The sequence below is a fragment of the Borreliella bissettiae DN127 genome (assembly GCF_000222305.1).
Taxonomy (GTDB): Bacteria; Spirochaetota; Spirochaetia; order Borreliales; family Borreliaceae; genus Borreliella; species Borreliella carolinensis.
The window spans coordinates 302,309-320,626 of record NC_015921.1; the positions used below are offsets into that span (position 1 = coordinate 302,309).

20 protein-coding genes are annotated in these 18,318 nt (G+C 28.6%); 2 read left to right on the forward strand and 18 right to left on the reverse strand.

Going from position 1 to position 18,318, the window contains the following annotated elements:
• Window positions 1-14 precede the first annotated feature (14 nt).
• From hslU to BBIDN127_RS01540, 18 genes are all read right to left on the reverse strand, one after another.
• Window positions 15-1,361 carry an HslU--HslV peptidase ATPase subunit gene (gene hslU / locus BBIDN127_RS01455; protein WP_014023539.1) on the reverse strand — a complete coding sequence of 449 codons (1,347 nt, stop codon included), beginning with the start codon at window positions 1,359-1,361 and terminating at the stop codon, window positions 15-17.
• Entirely contained in the window at window positions 1,354-1,902 is a 549-nt protein-coding gene (hslV, locus tag BBIDN127_RS01460; RefSeq protein WP_014023540.1) for an ATP-dependent protease subunit HslV, read from the reverse strand. The genes hslU and hslV overlap by 8 nt, the downstream gene beginning before the upstream one ends.
• Window positions 1,903-1,910: 8 nt before the next feature.
• On the reverse strand, window positions 1,911-2,855 hold the full coding sequence (gene dprA / locus BBIDN127_RS01465) for a DNA-processing protein DprA (protein WP_014023541.1): 945 nt from the start codon (window positions 2,853-2,855) through the stop codon (window positions 1,911-1,913).
• A 9-nt stretch (window positions 2,856-2,864) separates the two neighbouring features.
• Window positions 2,865-3,557 carry a tetratricopeptide repeat protein gene (locus BBIDN127_RS01470; protein WP_014023542.1) on the reverse strand — a complete coding sequence of 231 codons (693 nt, stop codon included), beginning with the start codon at window positions 3,555-3,557 and terminating at the stop codon, window positions 2,865-2,867.
• Complete coding sequence (gene ftsZ / locus BBIDN127_RS01475) at window positions 3,558-4,757, reverse strand: cell division protein FtsZ (protein WP_014023543.1); 1,200 nt, start codon at window positions 4,755-4,757, stop codon at window positions 3,558-3,560. It lies immediately after the preceding gene.
• A gap of 21 nt (window positions 4,758-4,778) precedes the next feature.
• Window positions 4,779-6,020 carry a cell division protein FtsA gene (gene ftsA, locus BBIDN127_RS01480; RefSeq protein ID WP_044054947.1) on the reverse strand — a complete coding sequence of 414 codons (1,242 nt, stop codon included), beginning with the start codon at window positions 6,018-6,020 and terminating at the stop codon, window positions 4,779-4,781.
• Window positions 6,020-6,763 (reverse strand): cell division protein FtsQ/DivIB, encoded by a 744-nt coding sequence (locus BBIDN127_RS01485; protein ID WP_014023545.1) that lies wholly within the window; start codon window positions 6,761-6,763, stop codon window positions 6,020-6,022. The genes ftsA and BBIDN127_RS01485 overlap by 1 nt, the downstream gene beginning before the upstream one ends.
• Window positions 6,764-6,798: 35 nt before the next feature.
• Window positions 6,799-7,893 carry a putative lipid II flippase FtsW gene (gene ftsW, locus BBIDN127_RS01490; RefSeq protein WP_014023546.1) on the reverse strand — a complete coding sequence of 365 codons (1,095 nt, stop codon included), beginning with the start codon at window positions 7,891-7,893 and terminating at the stop codon, window positions 6,799-6,801.
• A gap of 7 nt (window positions 7,894-7,900) precedes the next feature.
• Entirely contained in the window at window positions 7,901-8,956 is a 1,056-nt protein-coding gene (gene mraY, locus BBIDN127_RS01495) for a phospho-N-acetylmuramoyl-pentapeptide-transferase (RefSeq protein ID WP_014023547.1), read from the reverse strand.
• A 17-nt stretch (window positions 8,957-8,973) separates the two neighbouring features.
• Complete coding sequence (locus BBIDN127_RS01500; protein ID WP_014023548.1) at window positions 8,974-10,365, reverse strand: UDP-N-acetylmuramoyl-tripeptide--D-alanyl-D-alanine ligase; 1,392 nt, start codon at window positions 10,363-10,365, stop codon at window positions 8,974-8,976.
• Between the two features lie 22 nt (window positions 10,366-10,387).
• Window positions 10,388-10,669 (reverse strand): hypothetical protein, encoded by a 282-nt coding sequence (locus BBIDN127_RS01505; RefSeq protein ID WP_014023549.1) that lies wholly within the window; start codon window positions 10,667-10,669, stop codon window positions 10,388-10,390.
• Window positions 10,666-11,556 carry a 16S rRNA (cytosine(1402)-N(4))-methyltransferase RsmH gene (gene rsmH, locus BBIDN127_RS01510; RefSeq protein WP_014023550.1) on the reverse strand — a complete coding sequence of 297 codons (891 nt, stop codon included), beginning with the start codon at window positions 11,554-11,556 and terminating at the stop codon, window positions 10,666-10,668. The genes BBIDN127_RS01505 and rsmH overlap by 4 nt, the downstream gene beginning before the upstream one ends.
• Window positions 11,549-12,385 (reverse strand): hypothetical protein, encoded by an 837-nt coding sequence (locus BBIDN127_RS01515; RefSeq protein WP_044054948.1) that lies wholly within the window; start codon window positions 12,383-12,385, stop codon window positions 11,549-11,551. The genes rsmH and BBIDN127_RS01515 overlap by 8 nt, the downstream gene beginning before the upstream one ends.
• The gene (locus tag BBIDN127_RS01520) at window positions 12,382-13,458 is read right to left on the reverse strand and encodes a hypothetical protein (protein ID WP_014023552.1); all 1,077 of its coding nucleotides are present in this window, start codon (window positions 13,456-13,458) and stop codon (window positions 12,382-12,384) included. The genes BBIDN127_RS01515 and BBIDN127_RS01520 overlap by 4 nt, the downstream gene beginning before the upstream one ends.
• Before the next feature lie 30 nt (window positions 13,459-13,488).
• The gene (locus tag BBIDN127_RS01525; RefSeq protein WP_014023553.1) at window positions 13,489-14,247 is read right to left on the reverse strand and encodes a hypothetical protein; all 759 of its coding nucleotides are present in this window, start codon (window positions 14,245-14,247) and stop codon (window positions 13,489-13,491) included.
• Between the two features lie 309 nt (window positions 14,248-14,556).
• Window positions 14,557-15,396, reverse strand: a complete 840-nt coding sequence (locus BBIDN127_RS01530; protein WP_014023554.1) for an NAD(+)/NADH kinase — start codon at window positions 15,394-15,396, stop codon at window positions 14,557-14,559.
• Complete coding sequence (locus BBIDN127_RS01535) at window positions 15,386-15,916, reverse strand: chemotaxis protein CheW (RefSeq protein WP_014023555.1); 531 nt, start codon at window positions 15,914-15,916, stop codon at window positions 15,386-15,388. Before BBIDN127_RS01535 ends, BBIDN127_RS01530 begins: the two co-directional genes overlap by 11 nt.
• A gap of 42 nt (window positions 15,917-15,958) precedes the next feature.
• On the reverse strand, window positions 15,959-16,537 hold the full coding sequence (locus BBIDN127_RS01540) for an SAM-dependent methyltransferase (RefSeq protein ID WP_014023556.1): 579 nt from the start codon (window positions 16,535-16,537) through the stop codon (window positions 15,959-15,961).
• Window positions 16,538-16,587: 50 nt separating this feature from the next.
• Between BBIDN127_RS01540 and BBIDN127_RS01545 the strand changes: the two genes are divergently transcribed.
• Together BBIDN127_RS01545 and BBIDN127_RS01550 are read left to right on the forward strand one after the other, a co-directional pair.
• Complete coding sequence (locus BBIDN127_RS01545; protein WP_014023557.1) at window positions 16,588-17,631, forward strand: polyprenyl synthetase family protein; 1,044 nt, start codon at window positions 16,588-16,590, stop codon at window positions 17,629-17,631.
• Window positions 17,631-18,317, forward strand: a complete 687-nt coding sequence (locus tag BBIDN127_RS01550) for a tetratricopeptide repeat protein (RefSeq protein ID WP_014023558.1) — start codon at window positions 17,631-17,633, stop codon at window positions 18,315-18,317. Before BBIDN127_RS01545 ends, BBIDN127_RS01550 begins: the two co-directional genes overlap by 1 nt.
• Window position 18,318: the final 1 nt, after the last annotated feature.

The window sequence follows — 18,318 nt, forward strand, 5'->3', positions numbered from 1 at the left end:
AAAATTGCTTTTAACTAAATTATATAATAATTTAAATCTTTTTGTTCGCTAATTTGTATTTTTTTATTAACATAGTCCAAGTTTATTTCAAATTTTTTCAACTTACTACCAGGCACTTCAAAAAAAAGATCTGCAAGCACTCTTTCCATTACACCGTGAAGTCTTCTGGCACCAAGATTTTCATTCTCAAGATTCATATTAAAAGTAAGCTCTGCAATTCTATCTATAGCCTCTTCGCTAAACTTTAAATCTAAGTTATAAACCTTAAACATAGCAACATATTGTTTTATTAAAGAATTTTTTGTTTGTTTTAAAATTTTTTTTAAATCGTCTATGCTTAGGCTCTTAAGTTCAACCTTAATCGGAAATCTTCCTTGAAGCTCGGGTATTAAATCAGAAGGCTTGGCCAAATTAAATGCTCCTGCTGCAATAAATAAAATATGAGAAGTATCAACTATTCCGTATTTTGTATTAACTTTAGAACCTTCAATAATTGGCAAAATATCTCTTTGAACACCTTCTCTGGACACATCATTGCCACTTCTATTCTTAGCAGCTATTTTATCAATCTCATCAATAAAAATAATTCCCATATTTTCAACTTTAGATTTTGCAATATCTGAAATGTTTTCGTGATCGACCAATTTTTCAAGCTCTTCTGCTAATATTATCTCTTTTGCCTTTTTAATCTTCAATTCTCTTTTCTTTTTTCTATCAAATATATTCCCCAGCAAACCACCAATTCCCATATCGATCTCTTCAAAATTACCGCCCGTAAATATTTCTATTGTGGAAAATGGCATTTTACTAGAAATTTGTATTTCAATAGTAGTATTATCAAGCTCGCCTGCTCTAAGCTTTCTTCTAAGTTTTTCTTTTACCTTTTCTTCTGCCTTTATTTCATTTGGATCCATATTCTCAGAATTACCAGATCCTTTAAAAAGACTCTCAACTATTCTCTCCTCTGTTCTTACTAAAGCATCATCTCTTACAGTGCTATACATCTCTTCTTTTACCATATTAACTGCAATGCCCATTAAATCTCTAACCATAGATTCAACATCACGGCCAACATAACCAACCTCAGTATATTTCGTAGCTTCAACTTTAATAAAAGGAGCTTTGATTAATTTAGAAAGTCTTCTTGCAATCTCGGTCTTTCCAATGCCAGTTGACCCAATCATAATAATGTTTTTAGGCATTACCTCATCTTTTATTTCTTTTGGAAGTCTAGACCTTATATATCTATTAACAAGAGCAATTGATACTAATTTTTTAGCTTCATCTTGACCTATTATATATTTATCAAGTTCTGCAACTACATCTTTGGGAACTATGTGGTGCTCCTCTAATTTATTCATTTTCAATCTCCTCAAGCACAATGTTAGAATTAGTATATATACACACTCTTGCTGCTATTTTCAAAGATCTAAGTGCAACCTCAAAAGCACTTAATTTTTTGTTCTCCATGTAAGCAAGCGCTGCTGAATATGCATAATTACCACCACTGCCAATTGAAATAACATCCTCTTCAGGCTCAACAACATCACCGGTGCCAGAAATCAAAAGAATATTGTTAGAATCAGCAACAAGCATCATAGCCTCAAGCTTATGAAGTATTTTGTCAGAACGCCAATCTTTTGCAAGCTCAACAGCTGCCCTTTTAATGTCAATCAAACCATCACCTTTTGCCTTGATTTTTTCTTCAAATTTTTCAAAAAGAGTAATTGCATCAGATGTTGACCCTGCAAATCCTGCCAAAATTTTCCCATTAAGCAATTTTCGTATTTTAACAGCATTACTCTTTAAAACAGTATGTCCAAAAGTTACTTGTCCATCTGCTGCCACCACAGTCTTACCATTTTTTTTTATTGCAATAACTGTGGTTCCTTTAAAGCCCATATTACCCCCTATTTATATATCTCTTTTAAAAGCTCTCCAATAAGAACATCAGACACATTTTTATAATCACAACACTCTTTAGAATCATCTTCAATATTATTGGAATCTACATATTTAATGTTTAATAAATCATAAAGATCCTTAACAGTTTTTATCTCTTGCGCGCCACAACCATACAATTTTACGGCTCCAGCACCACAAAAATCTAAATCATAAACATAAATGTCAAGTCCCAAGTCAAGGCCAAGTTCGGCCGTAATTAAAGCTCCAGATTTTAAAGGCGCATAAGTTATAAAAATAGCATCTGAGAGGCCCGAGACCAATCTATTTCTTTTAGCAAAAAAATACTTTTGAATTTTATCAAATGGTAAAGTCTCAGTAATTATTCCTCCGCCTTGTTCTAAAAGCTTAAAAACATATTTTCGATTTTGCTTAGGATAAATATTATCAATATCTGTTGGAATAACGGCAAATGTCCTCTTGTTCTCATTTATTGCTGCTATATGGGCCTCAATATCAGCCCCAATTGCAAATCCAGAAACAACCTCAACACCATTTTTTGCAAGATGAGAAGAAAATTCTCTTGTTCTCTCAGCAAGAGCTTTGCTAATTCTTCTAGAACCAACAACGGCCCAAGACAATGAAGAATAATTTGGCAAATTGCCTTTGTAGTAAATCGCAAAAGGAGGGTCATAAATTCTTTTAAGCTTATTAGGATAAAACTTAGATCCCAAAATAGCAACTTTGGCCTTTGTCCTTTGAATAACTTTTTCTTGCAATTCTACTAATTTTAAATCGGGCAATTTAAACAATCTTCTAAATGATTTTAGAAGATAAGACTCAATATCGCTTTGGGTCAATTTAATAACATCGTTAAAATCAAAGTTATTAAAAAGTTTTAATTTTTCTTTGCCTTTTAAAAATTTCAAATTATCAATATAAAGCAATTTCATCATAAATAATTACTTCAAATTACTCATGATCCTAGAAACACTTTCTTTTTGCTCCTCAGTTGAAGCCTTTTTACTAGCTTTATCATAAAACAATATAGCATTACCAAGATCACCTAGCGAATAATAATTTGCGCCCCTTAACATGAAAAACTCAAAATAGTCCTCACCCATATCATCAAGTTTGTTTAAATAATTTTTAGCTTCAAGTTGTTTGTCAAGATCATATACATACATATTAGAAATGGCAAAAAGAGAATCTTTAAAATCATCTCTAATTGAAAGTGATTTTAAAAAAGAATTTTCAGCAAGAATTATGTATTTTTCAACTTCATCCTTTACTCTTAAATTTTTAGCTAAATTATAAGAAGCAACACCTATGTAAAAGTGAGATAAATAATTATTGAGATTGATTTCTAAATTTTTAGCAAAATATTCAATAGCAGGTCCATACTGACCAAGCCTAAAAAATTCAAGACCAATTAAATTAAAAAATCTGGCTTTCTTATCGATAGAATTAACTATCTTTAAAATATTTTTATCTTCTTTTTTAATAAATTCTTTATAAAGTTCAATCTTAGATTCAGATCCGCCGCCTGAAATTTCCAATTCTCTTAATCTAAGGCCAAGATTTGATTTTTCTTTAGACTCACTACCACAAGATAAAAATAAATTAACAAAAATTATTAACGACAAAATTTTCATCTAATCATCGCTACTTTTTTTATTTAAATTTCTAAGAAATGTTGGAACATCAATGTCATCATCAAAATAATTAACATTTTTGGTTTTTGCCGCAAAAGAAGAATCTTGTTGCTCATAAGATCCAGAAGGAATATTTTGATTGCCTGACATTAAAGTATCAAACTCTTTAGAGCTTAGGGTATTATTTTCTGGTGCACTTGAAATTTCTTTTTGCTTTTTAGATGCAAAACCTGTAGCAACAACTGTAACGTAAATCTCATCTTCAAGATTTGAATTAATGGCATGACCATATATTACAGTAGCCTCATCATCAACACTAACCGTGATTATTCCCATAATCTCTTCAAGTTCGAGCAATGAAAAATCATCTCCACCAGTAACATTAACAAGAAGTCCCTTAGACCCTTCAATGCGAACTTCTTCAAGCAGTGGATTACTAATAGCAGAAGTTGCAGCATCAACGGCTCTGTTTTCACCCTTGCCATATCCTATTCCCATTAAAGCATCGCCTTGACCTTGCATAATGCTTTTAACATCAGCAAAATCAATATTAACCTCTCCATGCTCAATAATAAGCCCTGCAATGCCCTGAACGCCCATTCTAAGAACATCATCTGCACGCTTGAAAGCATCTTTAATGGTGGTCCTTTTGTCAACAACAGTTAAAAGCTTTTGATTTGGAATAATAATCAATGTATCTACAGACTTCCTTAAGTTATTTATTCCTTGCTCAGCAAGTCTCAGCTTCTTAGGACCTTCAAACTTAAAAGGCTTTGTTACAACTCCAACTGTTAAAATACCAAGCTCTTTTGCAACTTGCGCAATAACTGGAGCTGCTCCAGTTCCTGTCCCACCTCCCATACCAGCAGTAATAAACACCATATCGGCACCAGAAAGATGGTTGCGTATAACATCTATGTCTTCCTCTGCTGCAGCTTGCCCAATCTCAGGCTTTCCCCCAGCACCAAGTCCTGCTGTAACTTTTGCTCCAAGAGCAATTTTTATGGGAGCAATAGAAGTTTGGAGTGCCTGAAGATCGGTATTGGCCACAATAAATTCAACATCTCTTACCCCATATTCAATCATACGATTAACAGCATTACTACCTCCTCCGCCTGCACCAATCACCTTAAGAATTGTAGGATTTGTAGTAGAATCAAATCTTCTTGTATGGCTATCAATCATATTATAATCTTTCATTAACGCTTCCTCCATGATTGGTCAAAACCATTCTTTCAAAAACCAACCTTTCAACTTTGAAGATATTTTATTTTTTCTTTTAACTTTACTGCTTACCTTCTTTAATTTATTGAATTTTTGTTGCTCGTGCTTATAAAGAACAAGGCCAAGAGCTGAAGAAAACTTGGGATCTATATGCTCTTCCCCAATTCCATTAATACTCATTGGTAAACCTATTCTTGCAGGATAATTAAACACCTCTTCTATTAAATTAGAAATACCTGGGAATAAAGCTCCTCCACCTGTTAAAACTATCCCACCATTAATTTTATTATAAAGTCCGCGCCTAAGTATTTCCGCTCTCATCATTTCAAAAATTTCTCTTAGTCTTGAATTAATTATTACAGACAACTCTTTTCTACTTTTCTCTTGGGGAGGTCGAGTTCCAAGATTTGGAATAATTACGGTTTCCATTTGACTCTCAAGAATAGACGGATGAGCAAGGCCAGCTGTTATTTTAATATTTTCAGCAACATCTTCGGGAACCTTCCAAACTTGCGCAATATCAAGAGTCACTCTATTAACACCAATAGGAATTACGCCTGTATAATAAGGAGAGCCATCAATATAAAGAATAATATCTGTTGTCCCTTTGCCCATATCAATAAACAAAACACCCATCTCGCGCTCTTCTTTAGAAAGAGTTGCATAAGATGAAGCTAAACTCCCAAGAACAACCTCATCAACAGCAAAGCCAGCCCGATTTACGCATCTGACTAAATTTTGACTAGAAGAACTAGAACCCGTAATAATGTGCACTTCTCCTTCAAGACGAATACCCATCATGTCTATTGGGTTTTTTATATGGGGTATTCCATCTACAATAAATTCCTGGGGAATAACATGAAGAATTTCTCTATCCATTGGAATAACAATTGCCTTTGCTGCTTCGATTACTCTTTCAACATCTTCTTCGTTAATCTCTCTTGTTCTTGAATTTATTGCAACAACACCGCGTGAATTGGTTCCCTCAACACTACTTCCAGACATAGAAACTGAAAGTGACGCAATGTCACATCCCGAGATAAGCTCTGCAGCCTCAATAGAATTAGATATTGAATCAAGAGCCGCTTCAATATTTATTAAAACTCCCTTCCTAACTCCTCTTGATATACTAGTGCCTATTCCAACAATTTCTAATTGATCATTTAAATTTACCTCAGCAACAACAGTACAAATTTTTGAAGTCCCAACATCTAAACCTACTATCAAATTCCTAGACACTAACTTTCTCCTAACAAAATGATATCACCACTTCTTAAATCTATAACGCCGGGTTTTCCTTTAAGTAAATTAACTGCAAGAAACACTTTATGCATCACATCCATTAAATCCATATCAACTGTTATCAATATTTTATTATATATACTTTTAATATACAAAATTACATTATAATCATAGAAATTCAATTTTAAAAAATTGACCTCTGATATTAAATTATACAAATATTTCTGATTTATTTTAAGATAATCAAGGCCTCTTACAATATTAAGCATTCTATCCTCTAGAAAATCTCCTACATTATTGTCACTTAAAACTAATCCGCTAATTATAGGTAAATCATAAATTAAATGCTTACTTTTTTCCAAAATTACACCATCTGATGCAATACAATAATAAGTAACACTACCATTTGCGTTTTCTAAAGCAACAGCAACGGGTATTCTTTTCTCTATTTTAATATTAATTTTATTGGGAAACTTAAGATCAACCTTAACATTTTTTACCCTTAAATCTTTTTTAAGATTCTCCTCATATATTCTAACATTAGCATTATGATAATATGTATTGGGCTTGATTCCTGAAATCTTAATTATATCCTCTTTAGAAAGAGAAATATCATTATTGATACTAATATACCTAATCAAAAAATAAGGAGATGCAAAAATAATAATTATTATTTCAAAAAAAATTAAAGACGTCAAGAAATATATATACTTAATTAAAAATTTTCTCTCAAAAATCATAACCTAACTCAATTTACGCTGCTGGGAAAATCCAATCAATTATTACTTAAATTTTTTGAAACATTTGAAATAAGGCCAGAAAGCGCCATAGTAACAATAATAGAAGATCCCCCAGACGAAAAAAACGGTAAATTTATCCCGGTGGGAGGCAAAAGACCAATTGCAATTAAAATATTCATTATGCTTTGAAGAAAAATTGCAAGACTTGAAATAAATGCAATAAAAAATTTAAACCTACTATTAGAATGAATAGCTATAAAATAACCAAAGTAAAAAAACAAAAAAAATAAGCTTATGGCAAACAAAACACCTAAAAATCCCAATTCTTCTCCAAGAACTGAAAAAATAAAATCCGAATTGGCCTCTGGCAATTTTCCAAGTTTTACCTCTCCCATTCCCAGCCCCTTACCTAAAATTCCTCCACTTTTTAAAGCATTAAGAGATGCTATTATCTGGTAACCTTTTCCAGAAGGATCGTCGTAAGGATTAAGAAAAGCAAAAATTCTAGAAACTCTATAAGGCTCAAGCATCAAAAATATAGCAGAAACTGGCAAAAAAGTAATCACAATAGCAAAAACATAACTAAATGCCATATTAGAAACAAACAAAACAATAAAAAAAAGAGTGGCAAAATAAATAGCTGTTGAATAATCGTTTTGCAAAATTATTAACACCCAAAAAATTGCAAAAATCAACATTGGCTTTATCCAGTACGAAATACCACCGTTTTTTCTTGGATCAAACTTACTCAAATAAGCTGAAAGATAAATAGTAAAAGATATTTTAAAAATCTCAGAAGGTTGAATACTAACACCTTGAAGGAATATCCATCTCTTTGCTCCGGAAATACTTGGGGATAAAAAAGTTGCCATAATTAAAAAAAGAGTTATAACCAATACAGGAAATATTGATTTTTTTAAAAAATTTAAAGAAATTCTCTCAAAAACAAGAAAAACTATAAAACTTAAAAAAAGATAATTAAGTCTTGTAAAAAATAAAAAATTTGGATTACCTGTCAATTCTAAGCTTAAGAAAAAGGAAGAAGTATAAAAAACTACAAGGCCATAGGCTACTAATAGTAGCAAAACAAGTAAATAGCATGTCCTAAGTGAATTTATCTCTACAACCATAATATAATTATCTGATTTTTATCGTGCTTAAAGCAATTATAGCAAATATTAACCCTATTATCCAAAATCTAATAACAACTTGCATTTCAGACCACCCAAGCTCTTCAAAATGATGGTGAAGTGGGGCCATTTTAAATACTCTTTTTTTAGTCTTTTTGTAAACAAGGACTTGAATAATTACAGACATGGTTTCAATAATAAAAACACCCGCAAGAATTGAAAAAAGTATTTCACTTTTTAAAATCAAAGCTGCCATTCCAAGAATGGCACCCAGAGCCAAACTACCCGTATCTCCCATCATAATTTTAGCAGGATAGGCATTAAACCATAAAAATCCAAAACTACCCCCAAGCAATGCCCCAAGAAATATTACAAGCTCTTCAGAACCTTTAATATTTGGAATATGCAAATAAGCTGCAAAATCAGCTCTGCTTGTAAGATACGCAATTATTATTAGAGCTCCTGTTATAACTATGCTCAAACCAATTGCAAGACCATCAAGCCCATCTGTTAAATTAAAAGAATTAGAAGCAGAAATTAAAATAAACATGCCAAAAGGAATGTAAAATATCCCCAAATCTATTTGAAAAGACTTAATAAAAGGAAAGTAGATTATACTAACATGCTCACCACCAAAATAATATAGAATGCCAACAGAAAAAAAAGAAAATATTATTTGACCATAAATCTTAAATCGAGCTTTAAGTCCATCTGAGGTTTTCTTTTTAATTTTCAAAAAATCATCTATAAAGCCCAAAAAAGCAAACTCAAACATAACAAAAACCATAATCAAAAAATAAACATTTAAAATGTTGCTCCAAAATACTAAAGAGATAAAAACACAAAAAAAAATAAGAATGCCTCCCATAGTAGGAATTCCTGCTTTTTCACTCAAATGTCTTTTAGGGCCATCTTCTCTTAAAATCTGATCGGCTCTTAATTTTTTTAACCTTAAAATAATATAAGGGCCCACAATCAAAGAAAGTAAAAATGCAAAAATTGTAGCATAAGCCATTCTAAAAGTAATATATTTGAGTAAGCGCAAACCCAAAAGGTAAAACATAAAAACCCCATTATCATCTAAATATAATTTAAAATTCTCTCAAGTCTGTTAAATCTTGAACCTTTAATGACAATAAAAACTGAAGGTTCCAAGCTTTTTAAAAAAAAATCAATAAATTTATCAAACTCGCTAAAGTAATATAAACACTTTTCAACTAAATTCTCAGAATCCCTAACATCTAAAAATTCTTCACCTATTAGAAAAATTTTATCAAAATTCATTAAAATAGCCTCTTGAATTAAATCTTTATGCGTTTTGTATGCAAATCCCCCAAGCTCTTTAAAAGACCCAAGAACTATAAATTTTTTGTTTTGGATATTAAGATCCAAAATCATATTTTTTAAGGCCATAAAAGAACCCATATTGCCATTATAAGAATCATTTAAAATCAAATATCCATTTTTTGTCAAAATTTCTGCCCTACCCTTTTGAAAAGCAGTTTCAATAAGCCCTTCTCTTATTTCTTTTTCTTTCATTCCTAAAAATAAAGCTAAATTAATGCACCCTATTGCATTAAAAATATTATGCCTACCTAGCAATAAAATAGAGTATTCAAACCCTTTGTAAACAAAATCAAAAGAAAATTTCCCTTCTAAAAAAGAAAATGATTTAATATTAAGATTTTCAAAATCAAAATAAACGATTTTAACATTTGGATTTGCGATTTTTGCTCTGTTTTCAAGATAACCACAATAATCATTCATTTCATTTGCAACAAAGATTTCAATGTTTTTGCCAATTATTTTGCTCTTTTCAAAAGCAATAGCTTGCAAATCCTTGAAGGCTTGCATATGTGCATAGCTTATATTCGTAATAATAACAATTTCTGGTTTTAAAATTTGAGATAAAAGATCCATTTCTCCAACATAACTAACTCCAACTTCAAAAACAGCATATTCTTCATTGCCCTCTACCCTTAAAATACTAAGAGGAAGCCCAATGTCAGAATTTAAATTACCCCAAGTTTTGTAAGTTTTAAATTTTTTTGAAAGTATACTATAAAGCATCTCTTTAGTTGTAGTTTTACCATTGCTACCTGTAATAGCAATTCTTTTAAAGCTTGTTTTTTCAATTAAACACGATGCTAAAGTTTGAAGAAGTTTTATTACATTACTTGTAAGCAAAAAAACTAACCCTTCATTATCATTTAAATATTTAACACACTCAGATTCATGATCTCTTGAACATACAAAACATTTAACACCCAAATCAATTAAATATTTAACAAAAGAAAATCCATCTACTTTATTTCCCCTATATGCAAAATAAAGACTACCACTGATATTATCATCCTTTATTTCTCGGCTATCTAAGGAGTAAAAAGATACCACTCTTTCAATATTTTTTATATTCCCCACAAATTTCACATCTTTAGAAGAGATTAAAATATCCTTAATCTTTATACGCACTCAAACCTCATTCTAAAATCTTTTACTCAACAAAAATATTTATATCTTCATTAGCTTTTTTTTCCAAATTTAATTCTCCAAAACAAAAACTCTCTATTCTATCGATATTTTCAAGTTCATATATTACTGTCAGCAATCTTAAATTATCATCAATAATAGTTTCCTGTTCATTGTCTAAGTGATTAAATTCTCTAAGCTTTACAACATATCTGAAATTTAAGTAAATATTAAAACATAATATAACTGTTAGTATCAAAATTAAAATACAATACACTTTAAATTCAATCTTACTTATGCTATTCATAATTTTTTTACAACTCTAAGTTTTGCACTCCTTGAGGGTTTGTTTTTTTTAATCTCATCAAAACTTGGAATGATAGGCTTTTTTGAAATCTTAGCATACAAATCACAGTTCAAACTTCTAAAAAAATCTTTTACAATACGATCTTCTATTGAATGAAACGTAATAATAGCTAAAATTCCATCTTTGGCTAAATTTTCTACCCAAAAAGGCAAGCTCCTTTTAAGCCTAGCAAGCTCATCATTTACATAAATTCTTAACGCTTGAAAAGTTTTTGTAGATGGATTTATTTTAACTTTTGAAAAAGGATAAACTTTGCTTATTATGGATTGTAGCTCTTTTGTGGTTTGTATTTTTTTAACTTTTCTATATTCTACAATAGCTTTAGAAATTCTTCTAGAATAATGTTCATTGCTTAAATTATAAATTAAAGCTTCAAGGTCATATTTACTGAAAGTGTTTACAACCTCGGCTGCACTAATTTTGCAAGAAGAAGAACAAAGTCTCATATCCAAAGGTTCATCTTCAAGAAAAGAAAATCCTTTTTTACTACCCTTGTAATGAAACATAGAAATACCAAGATCAACTAAAATAAAATTGGCTTTAACATTTAAAGGATAATTGACAAAAAAATTATCAAACCAATCATTAAAATATGTAATTCTCTTTTCAAAAACAAGAAGAAACTGCTTTGCTCTTTCTAAAATTTGGGGATCTCTTTCAATTCCAACCAAACTTAAAAAGTCATATTTCTCAAGAATCGCTTTTGCATGAACACCTTCTCCAAGGGTAGAATCAATGTATATTAAATCACTTTTTACGGGCAAATCTTCTATAAGCTTACAAATTGCATCAAGAAGTACTGGGAAATGAAAAGCATTATTATTCATTTAATTTAAACCTATAAATTATTTTTTTTTCATTTCCATAAACATCGCCATATTTTATTTTAAGCTCATTCTTGCCCTTAATAAAATTAAGATCATTTATCTTAAGACATCCCCCATTTTTTTTAATATTCAAAATATCTAATCCATAATTTTTCTCTTGAGCTAAAGTATGTGTATTATTAATCAAAAAAATATTTTGAAAATCTGAACGAAAAATGTTTTTATTATTCAAAATAGCTTCAAAATAATAAATTCCTTTAAGAGAATTTTCAAAAGATTCTGCTTTTTGTGTATGAAAATATAACAAAAGACTGTATTGACCAGAATCGACATTTAAATTTATGTTTTTTGACAATTCCAATCTTTCATCATCGCCCTTTCCCTTTAAAAAAACCCCGCCTAAAGTATAAACTGTCTCAGCAACCACATTGTTCCAATTTTTGATAACAAACAAAGGATTGACAATCTTTTTAGTACTAGGATCATTAACTACTAAATCAATAACGCTATTTTCATCTTTTAAAAAAATCTTTCCAAGCTTATAAAAAAACCCCCCAAAAACCTCTAAATTCAAATTTAAATCATTATCAAAAATGATTAAAATACTGCTATCCTTATTTAAACTATTTTTTGAATATAAAATTTTATAATTATTGGAAAAAACAGATACGGCCTTTTCCAAGGGCCTTAATCTTACTCCAATATTCAATTTATTATTATCCAACACACCAAAATCTTTAACTAAAGCAAACTTTTCATCATTTCTAAATTCCAAAAATGAATACAAATCCAAAATATTAAAGAAAAATATAAAAATAATTAAAATCACTGCGCCAATCCCAAGTATTTTAAATCATTATTATTATTAAAATACAAAAGTCCCTTTTCAAATTCAACAAAAGAGCTTATTTCATCTTTAATAAAAATATTATCAAACAATTTAAAAGAATTTGCAGAATAAGTTTTTATATTAATAATTTTTTCACTCTCAGAATAAAAATACACTCTATAAACATTTTGAAAATAATTATATGACGCTCTTAAAATAGAATTTTTATTTTCAACTTTAAATATTCTACCATTTTTAATATTTATCACCACAAGTGAATTTTTGCCTTCAATAAACAAATTATGATAATCATCTATTTTTATAAAAGTCTCAAAACTATTAATAGTTAAATTGTTTAATTCTAAAATTTTTTTATAATTATTCTCTAAATCAATTATTTCTAAAAAATACTCAGAATTACCTTTTAGTGAGACCAAATATTTATTATCAGAGCTTAATTTAACAAAATATGTTGGAAATTTTCTCTCTAAAAAATTTTCCATATAAATTATTTTACCTTGTTTGTATATATGAATCTCGCCATTAGAAAGCCCCAAAACCAAAACTTCATTATTGTAGTCCACACTTAAAATTGAAGATAAAAAATTGAGCATTAGTATATTATTCCCACTAGAATCATAAACCTCTAAAGTTTTATATAAATTGTTTAAAGTAAAAATTAAATTATTTATCGCAAAAACAAAATCCTTTAGCTTGAGTGTAAATAGAAATTTATTGTTTTTAACAGAAAAAACAGAATAATCTTCCCCAGAATTAAAAAGCACATAATAATAGTCTGAGTAGCTTATTAGGTTATCACTTAAAAGAGAATAACAAGATTCCTTGAAATTAAGACTTAAAACCTTATTTGATACAAAAACATTCTTGCTCAAATTTATATTTCTACAATCAGATTTATTTTTAAAATTCTTAAAATCATAAAAATTAGATACATTCATAGTAGATCTTATAAAAAAATCAATCAAAATTATAAATAATAAAAACAAACTTAAGATCAAAAAAAATTTTAATTTTTTGATCTTAATAGTACCCTCTTCTACATTAAAACTCAATGTAACTACTTTCCCCCCACCTTAATTTATCTATTTTACTTTAACTAAATCTGAACTAAACTTTGAAGACCAAACTCCATGAAACCTTGAAAATTTTTCAGCAGCTTCTTTTTGAGAGGCTATAGTAGCCAAAGCTCTTCCAGCTTCAAGATACGCAAGAGAATGTAGTCCAAATTCATGAGATCCACTAATCTCATATTTGCCCCTTAAAATAAAAGCCCCTTCTTCTAAAAGTTCCAACACTTTAACAAGGTGTTCAAATTGAAATTTATAATAAGGACTCTCAAGTTTTAAATTCTTAGAAAAATCTCTAAAATCAATAATATTTTTAGAAAAAACAATAAATTTGAGATACATATCCTCAAGAAAAACAAGAGTTTTAGAATCTTTTTTGCTAAAAATTTTAGCCAAATCAATTAAATAGCCTAGTTTTTTAACAATTAAAAATCTCTCTTCAGGATTTAAATTAAGAGCCTGGGGCATTTCAATTAACTCCCTTGGGGTAATGCTAAGAGCAGGACTAATAACTAAACTAAAATCAGAAATCAATCCAGACAAAATTTTTTTTATAGAATAATTCACTTTCAATCTAGGCCTAGTATAAAAATAATTTAAAGAAGAAATATAACTTAAAACATTTAAATTGAAATCAACAAGATTAAATGAAAGTTTAGCATTTGATGTAAATTCGCCAGTCTCTTTTATAGCTGCTATATCATTTAAAGTCCTTAAAATAAGATTATTAATATATACTATTTTTTTATAATTTTCATTATCAATTAAATCCATAAACACCTGCCTAACTCATACAAAGGTGATTTATCAGCTATCCAATATATTGATTTTAGCAAAAAACATATTAAATATTTTAACAAGTTATAAATTTATAAAAAACACCCTTGAAACATTAACTCTGCGAATAAACAAAACATTAAAATACTTATAATAAATTATGTAAAATTTTAATTAATTTTTAAAATTACCAAGTCTTAAAACATGCAAAACCCTCTAGCCTTATTAACGATTAGATCAAATCAAACTAAACATAACCAAGAAAAACTTTTATTAAAAAGAACACTGTTTAAAAAAACATTGAACTTACAACAATTTGTTTTTTAATCTCTTAACAAACGTATCCGTACAAAATGAGACAAAATTCAAGCTTCGAGAAGAAATTTTAAATTCAAAAACAACATCAACCCCGAAAGAACCAAAATTAATTCCATCCAAAAAAATTGATGCTGATGATATAAAATATTCCTTTGAAAAAGAAATAGAAAGTTTACTTAATTTAGAAAACACAAAAGAACGATTATAAACAGAATGCGGAGAAATAGGAGTAAGTAAAAATCCCTCAAGATCTGCTTCTAAAATAGGGCCCCCTGCTGAAAAAGAATATCCTGTTGAGCCTGTTGGAGTAGATACAATTATCCCATCACTTTTATATGATAAAAAACTCTCAGAATTAACCATAAGATCTACATAAATCATCTTATTAAGAACGCTCGATCGAATAATAATATCATTTAAAGCATATTTAGAAATTAAATCTTTACCCTGCTGATAAATTATCACATGGAGTAAAAATTTTTTATTAATAACAAAAGAATTATTAAAAAATCTATCTATGACTTTTTTAAAATCCTCAATCTTAATATCTGCTAAAAACCCCACCTTGCCCATATTAATTGAAATAATTGGAATATCAATATTTTCATTTTCAAGAAGCAAATTAACAGCTAAAAGAACTGTACCATCCCCCCCTAAAGTTATTAAAAAAAGAAAATTTTCTTTTGGAAAAGTAAATAAAGGTCCACCAACATCTATTAAAACTGCCTCAACAAAATGCTTGGTTTCTAAATAAACCTTAATATCATTGCCTAAAATACTAGCTCCCGACTTTAAGGTATTAATGCAAATAAGAACTTTATTCTTCATGCTGATCTTTATAAGGAATATCGTCAAATTCGCATTTATCAAAAATTTTTGCGATATCAATTAATACTAAATATTCACTCTCAAGATTATCAGTCTCTTCAAGTTTTACAACTCCAGATATATATTTTCTATCTAAAGTTTGTAAAGTAGCAGGAGGTTCTTGAACCCTAGATTCATCAAAGCTAATAACTTTAAGAACTCTATCAACAAAAATGCCTAAAAGTTTGTTTTTAATCTTAACTATTAAGTATCCTGTTAAAAGCATATCTTCTTCGGTTTTTGAAATAGAAGGAACCCCAAATTTAATATTTAAATTAACTAAAGGAATAATACTGCCTCTAAGATTATAAATACCTATAATATATTCAGGAACATTTGGTATAGCATAAATTCCTTCTGATGGAACTTTGATAATTTCTCTAATGTGCTCTATCGACACCCCATAGCTTTCTTTTCCTATTTTAAAACCTGCAACTTGAAGCTGTGAATTTGCGCCTTTAGAACTTTCTTTTCTAAACATATTTTTACCTTTAAATTTGTTTATAACAATTTGATTAACTTGCTACTTGCCAAAACTTTTACCTAAAAAATAAATTTCAAAAGAATTTTTCCTTACAGCCTTGGGTCTAATTTTTTTTACAAATTTAAAATATTTTTCAAATTTTTTAAAAATTTGCATCTCGTCTCCTCCCTGAAAAACTTTAACAAGCAAATTTCCTTTTTTAAGTAAAACTTCAAGCGATAAATCTATTATTCTCATGCTTAAGTTAAAAGAATTGCTGGTATCTACAAGTCTATTTCCAGTAGTCTTTGGAGCCACATCGCTAATTACAAGACTATAGGGTCTAAACGTATTAATTTTAAAAAATGTATCATCTGAAAATATATCTCCCTTTATAAAATAAAAATTATCAACATATCTAAGACCAATATCATTAATATCAACAGATACTAGAACCCCTCTTTTAAGCTTTTTATAAGCATATTGAGAAAAGCTGCCGGGTGACGCGCCAATATCTAAAACATTGCCAGAAGAAAATAAAGAAAATTTTTCATTAATTTCTATCAACTTATATACAGACCTTGCCAAATATCCTTCTCTTTTAGCTTTTCTAGAATATTCATCATCCAAGCGATACACATCAATCCCTTTAATACACTTTATTATACTTTTTCATTATAATTCTTATTATGCAAAATAAACTATTTTTAAAAAATATTGAAAAAAATATTAATAAAATCTTTTCAACAACTAATTTTTTAAATTTATTCAAAGATAACGATTTAAAATTTACTCTTAAAATAAAAAAGAATACCCTTGATTATATTAAAGCGCCAGCAATTGAAATTATTAATAGGGGTGGAAAACGAATAAGGCCAATGATAATGATTCTTTTGGCATATGCATTGGGGTTAAAAGAAAAAAATGCTAAATTAATCTATAAATTAAGTTTACTGCTTGAACTTCCTCATTCTGGAAGCTTGATTATTGATGACATCGAAGACAATTCGCTAAAAAGACGAGGCACAACAGCAATACATTTAATCTATGGAATAGATAACAGCATAAATGCTGGCAATTTAATTTATTTTTTACCTGCAAAATTAATAGAAAGATCAAATTTAAAAGAAAATCAAAAATTACTAATTTACGAAAATTTCTTTACAACTCTTTCAAATCTCCACCTGGGACAGGGAATTGATATTAAATTTCACAATGAATCATACATCCCAAGCATTAAAGAATACATTTCTTTAGTAGAATTAAAAACAGCTTCACTTTTTGGAATGGCTAGCTTTCTAGCTGCAATACTTACAAATAATGAAGACAAAGCTAAAAAAATTTACAGTACATTTTTAAAGCTTGGTGTTTATTTTCAAATAATAGACGATATTAAAAACATTAAAAATAAAATTAATGGTAAAGAATTCGGAGATGATTTGCTTGAAGGGAAAAAAAGCTTGCCAATAATTTATTTTTTACAAGAAAAAAAATTTGAACCAAAAATTATTTCAAAATTTAATCAAATAAAAAATACCAAAACTACTAAAGCAAGAAAAGAAATATTTAAACTAACGGAAATGATAAATTCATCAAAATCAATAAAAAACTCAACTATTGTTGCCTTAAAATATTTAAACGAATTTAAAACCGAACTCAATTTGTACCCGCTAAAAAATAAATATAAAAATCTACTAATAGATACTATTGAACAAATAAAAGAAGGAATATAATGAGAAAAACAATCATAATGGCACTTTTTTATGGCCTAATAGCAAATATTTACTCTGCTACAATAACATCAAGATTAAAACTTAATGAACAAGAAAGCAAATATATAATAGAAAAACTTTATCAAAAATCAATGTTGCTAAAAAATTTAAAAAAATATAACAAAGCAATAGTAAGTCTAAAAAAAATAATTAACATAGATCAAAATCAAGTTGATGCTCATCTTTTGCTATCAGAATTAGAATATTTAAATAAAAACTGGAAAAAAGCAATTATTAAATCTGAGGATTACTTAAAAATAATAGACTTTAAAGATAAAAAGAACTTTTTAGATATCTCTTGGGCCTACTTTTTAATAGGAGAAGTTGAAAATTCAATGGACTACATAATTAAATTTTTCCAAAGCGGTAAAGAATTGTTCAGAGAAAATATATTTATAGCAATTGATGCCCTTTTTAAAAAAAGTATTTATCATTTTATAAACAATGAAAATGCAGCATTTAATACAATATTATCCTCAACGTTTCAATTAGCACTAAATGACGACACATTGTTTATAATTTTTTTAAATAATTTAGAAATAATAAAACAAATACCCTTCTATTATTTTAATAGAAAAAAATTAGAAGAATTATATCTACAAATCAACACCCTAAAAACAATTCAAAACACAACATGCAGAACTTAAA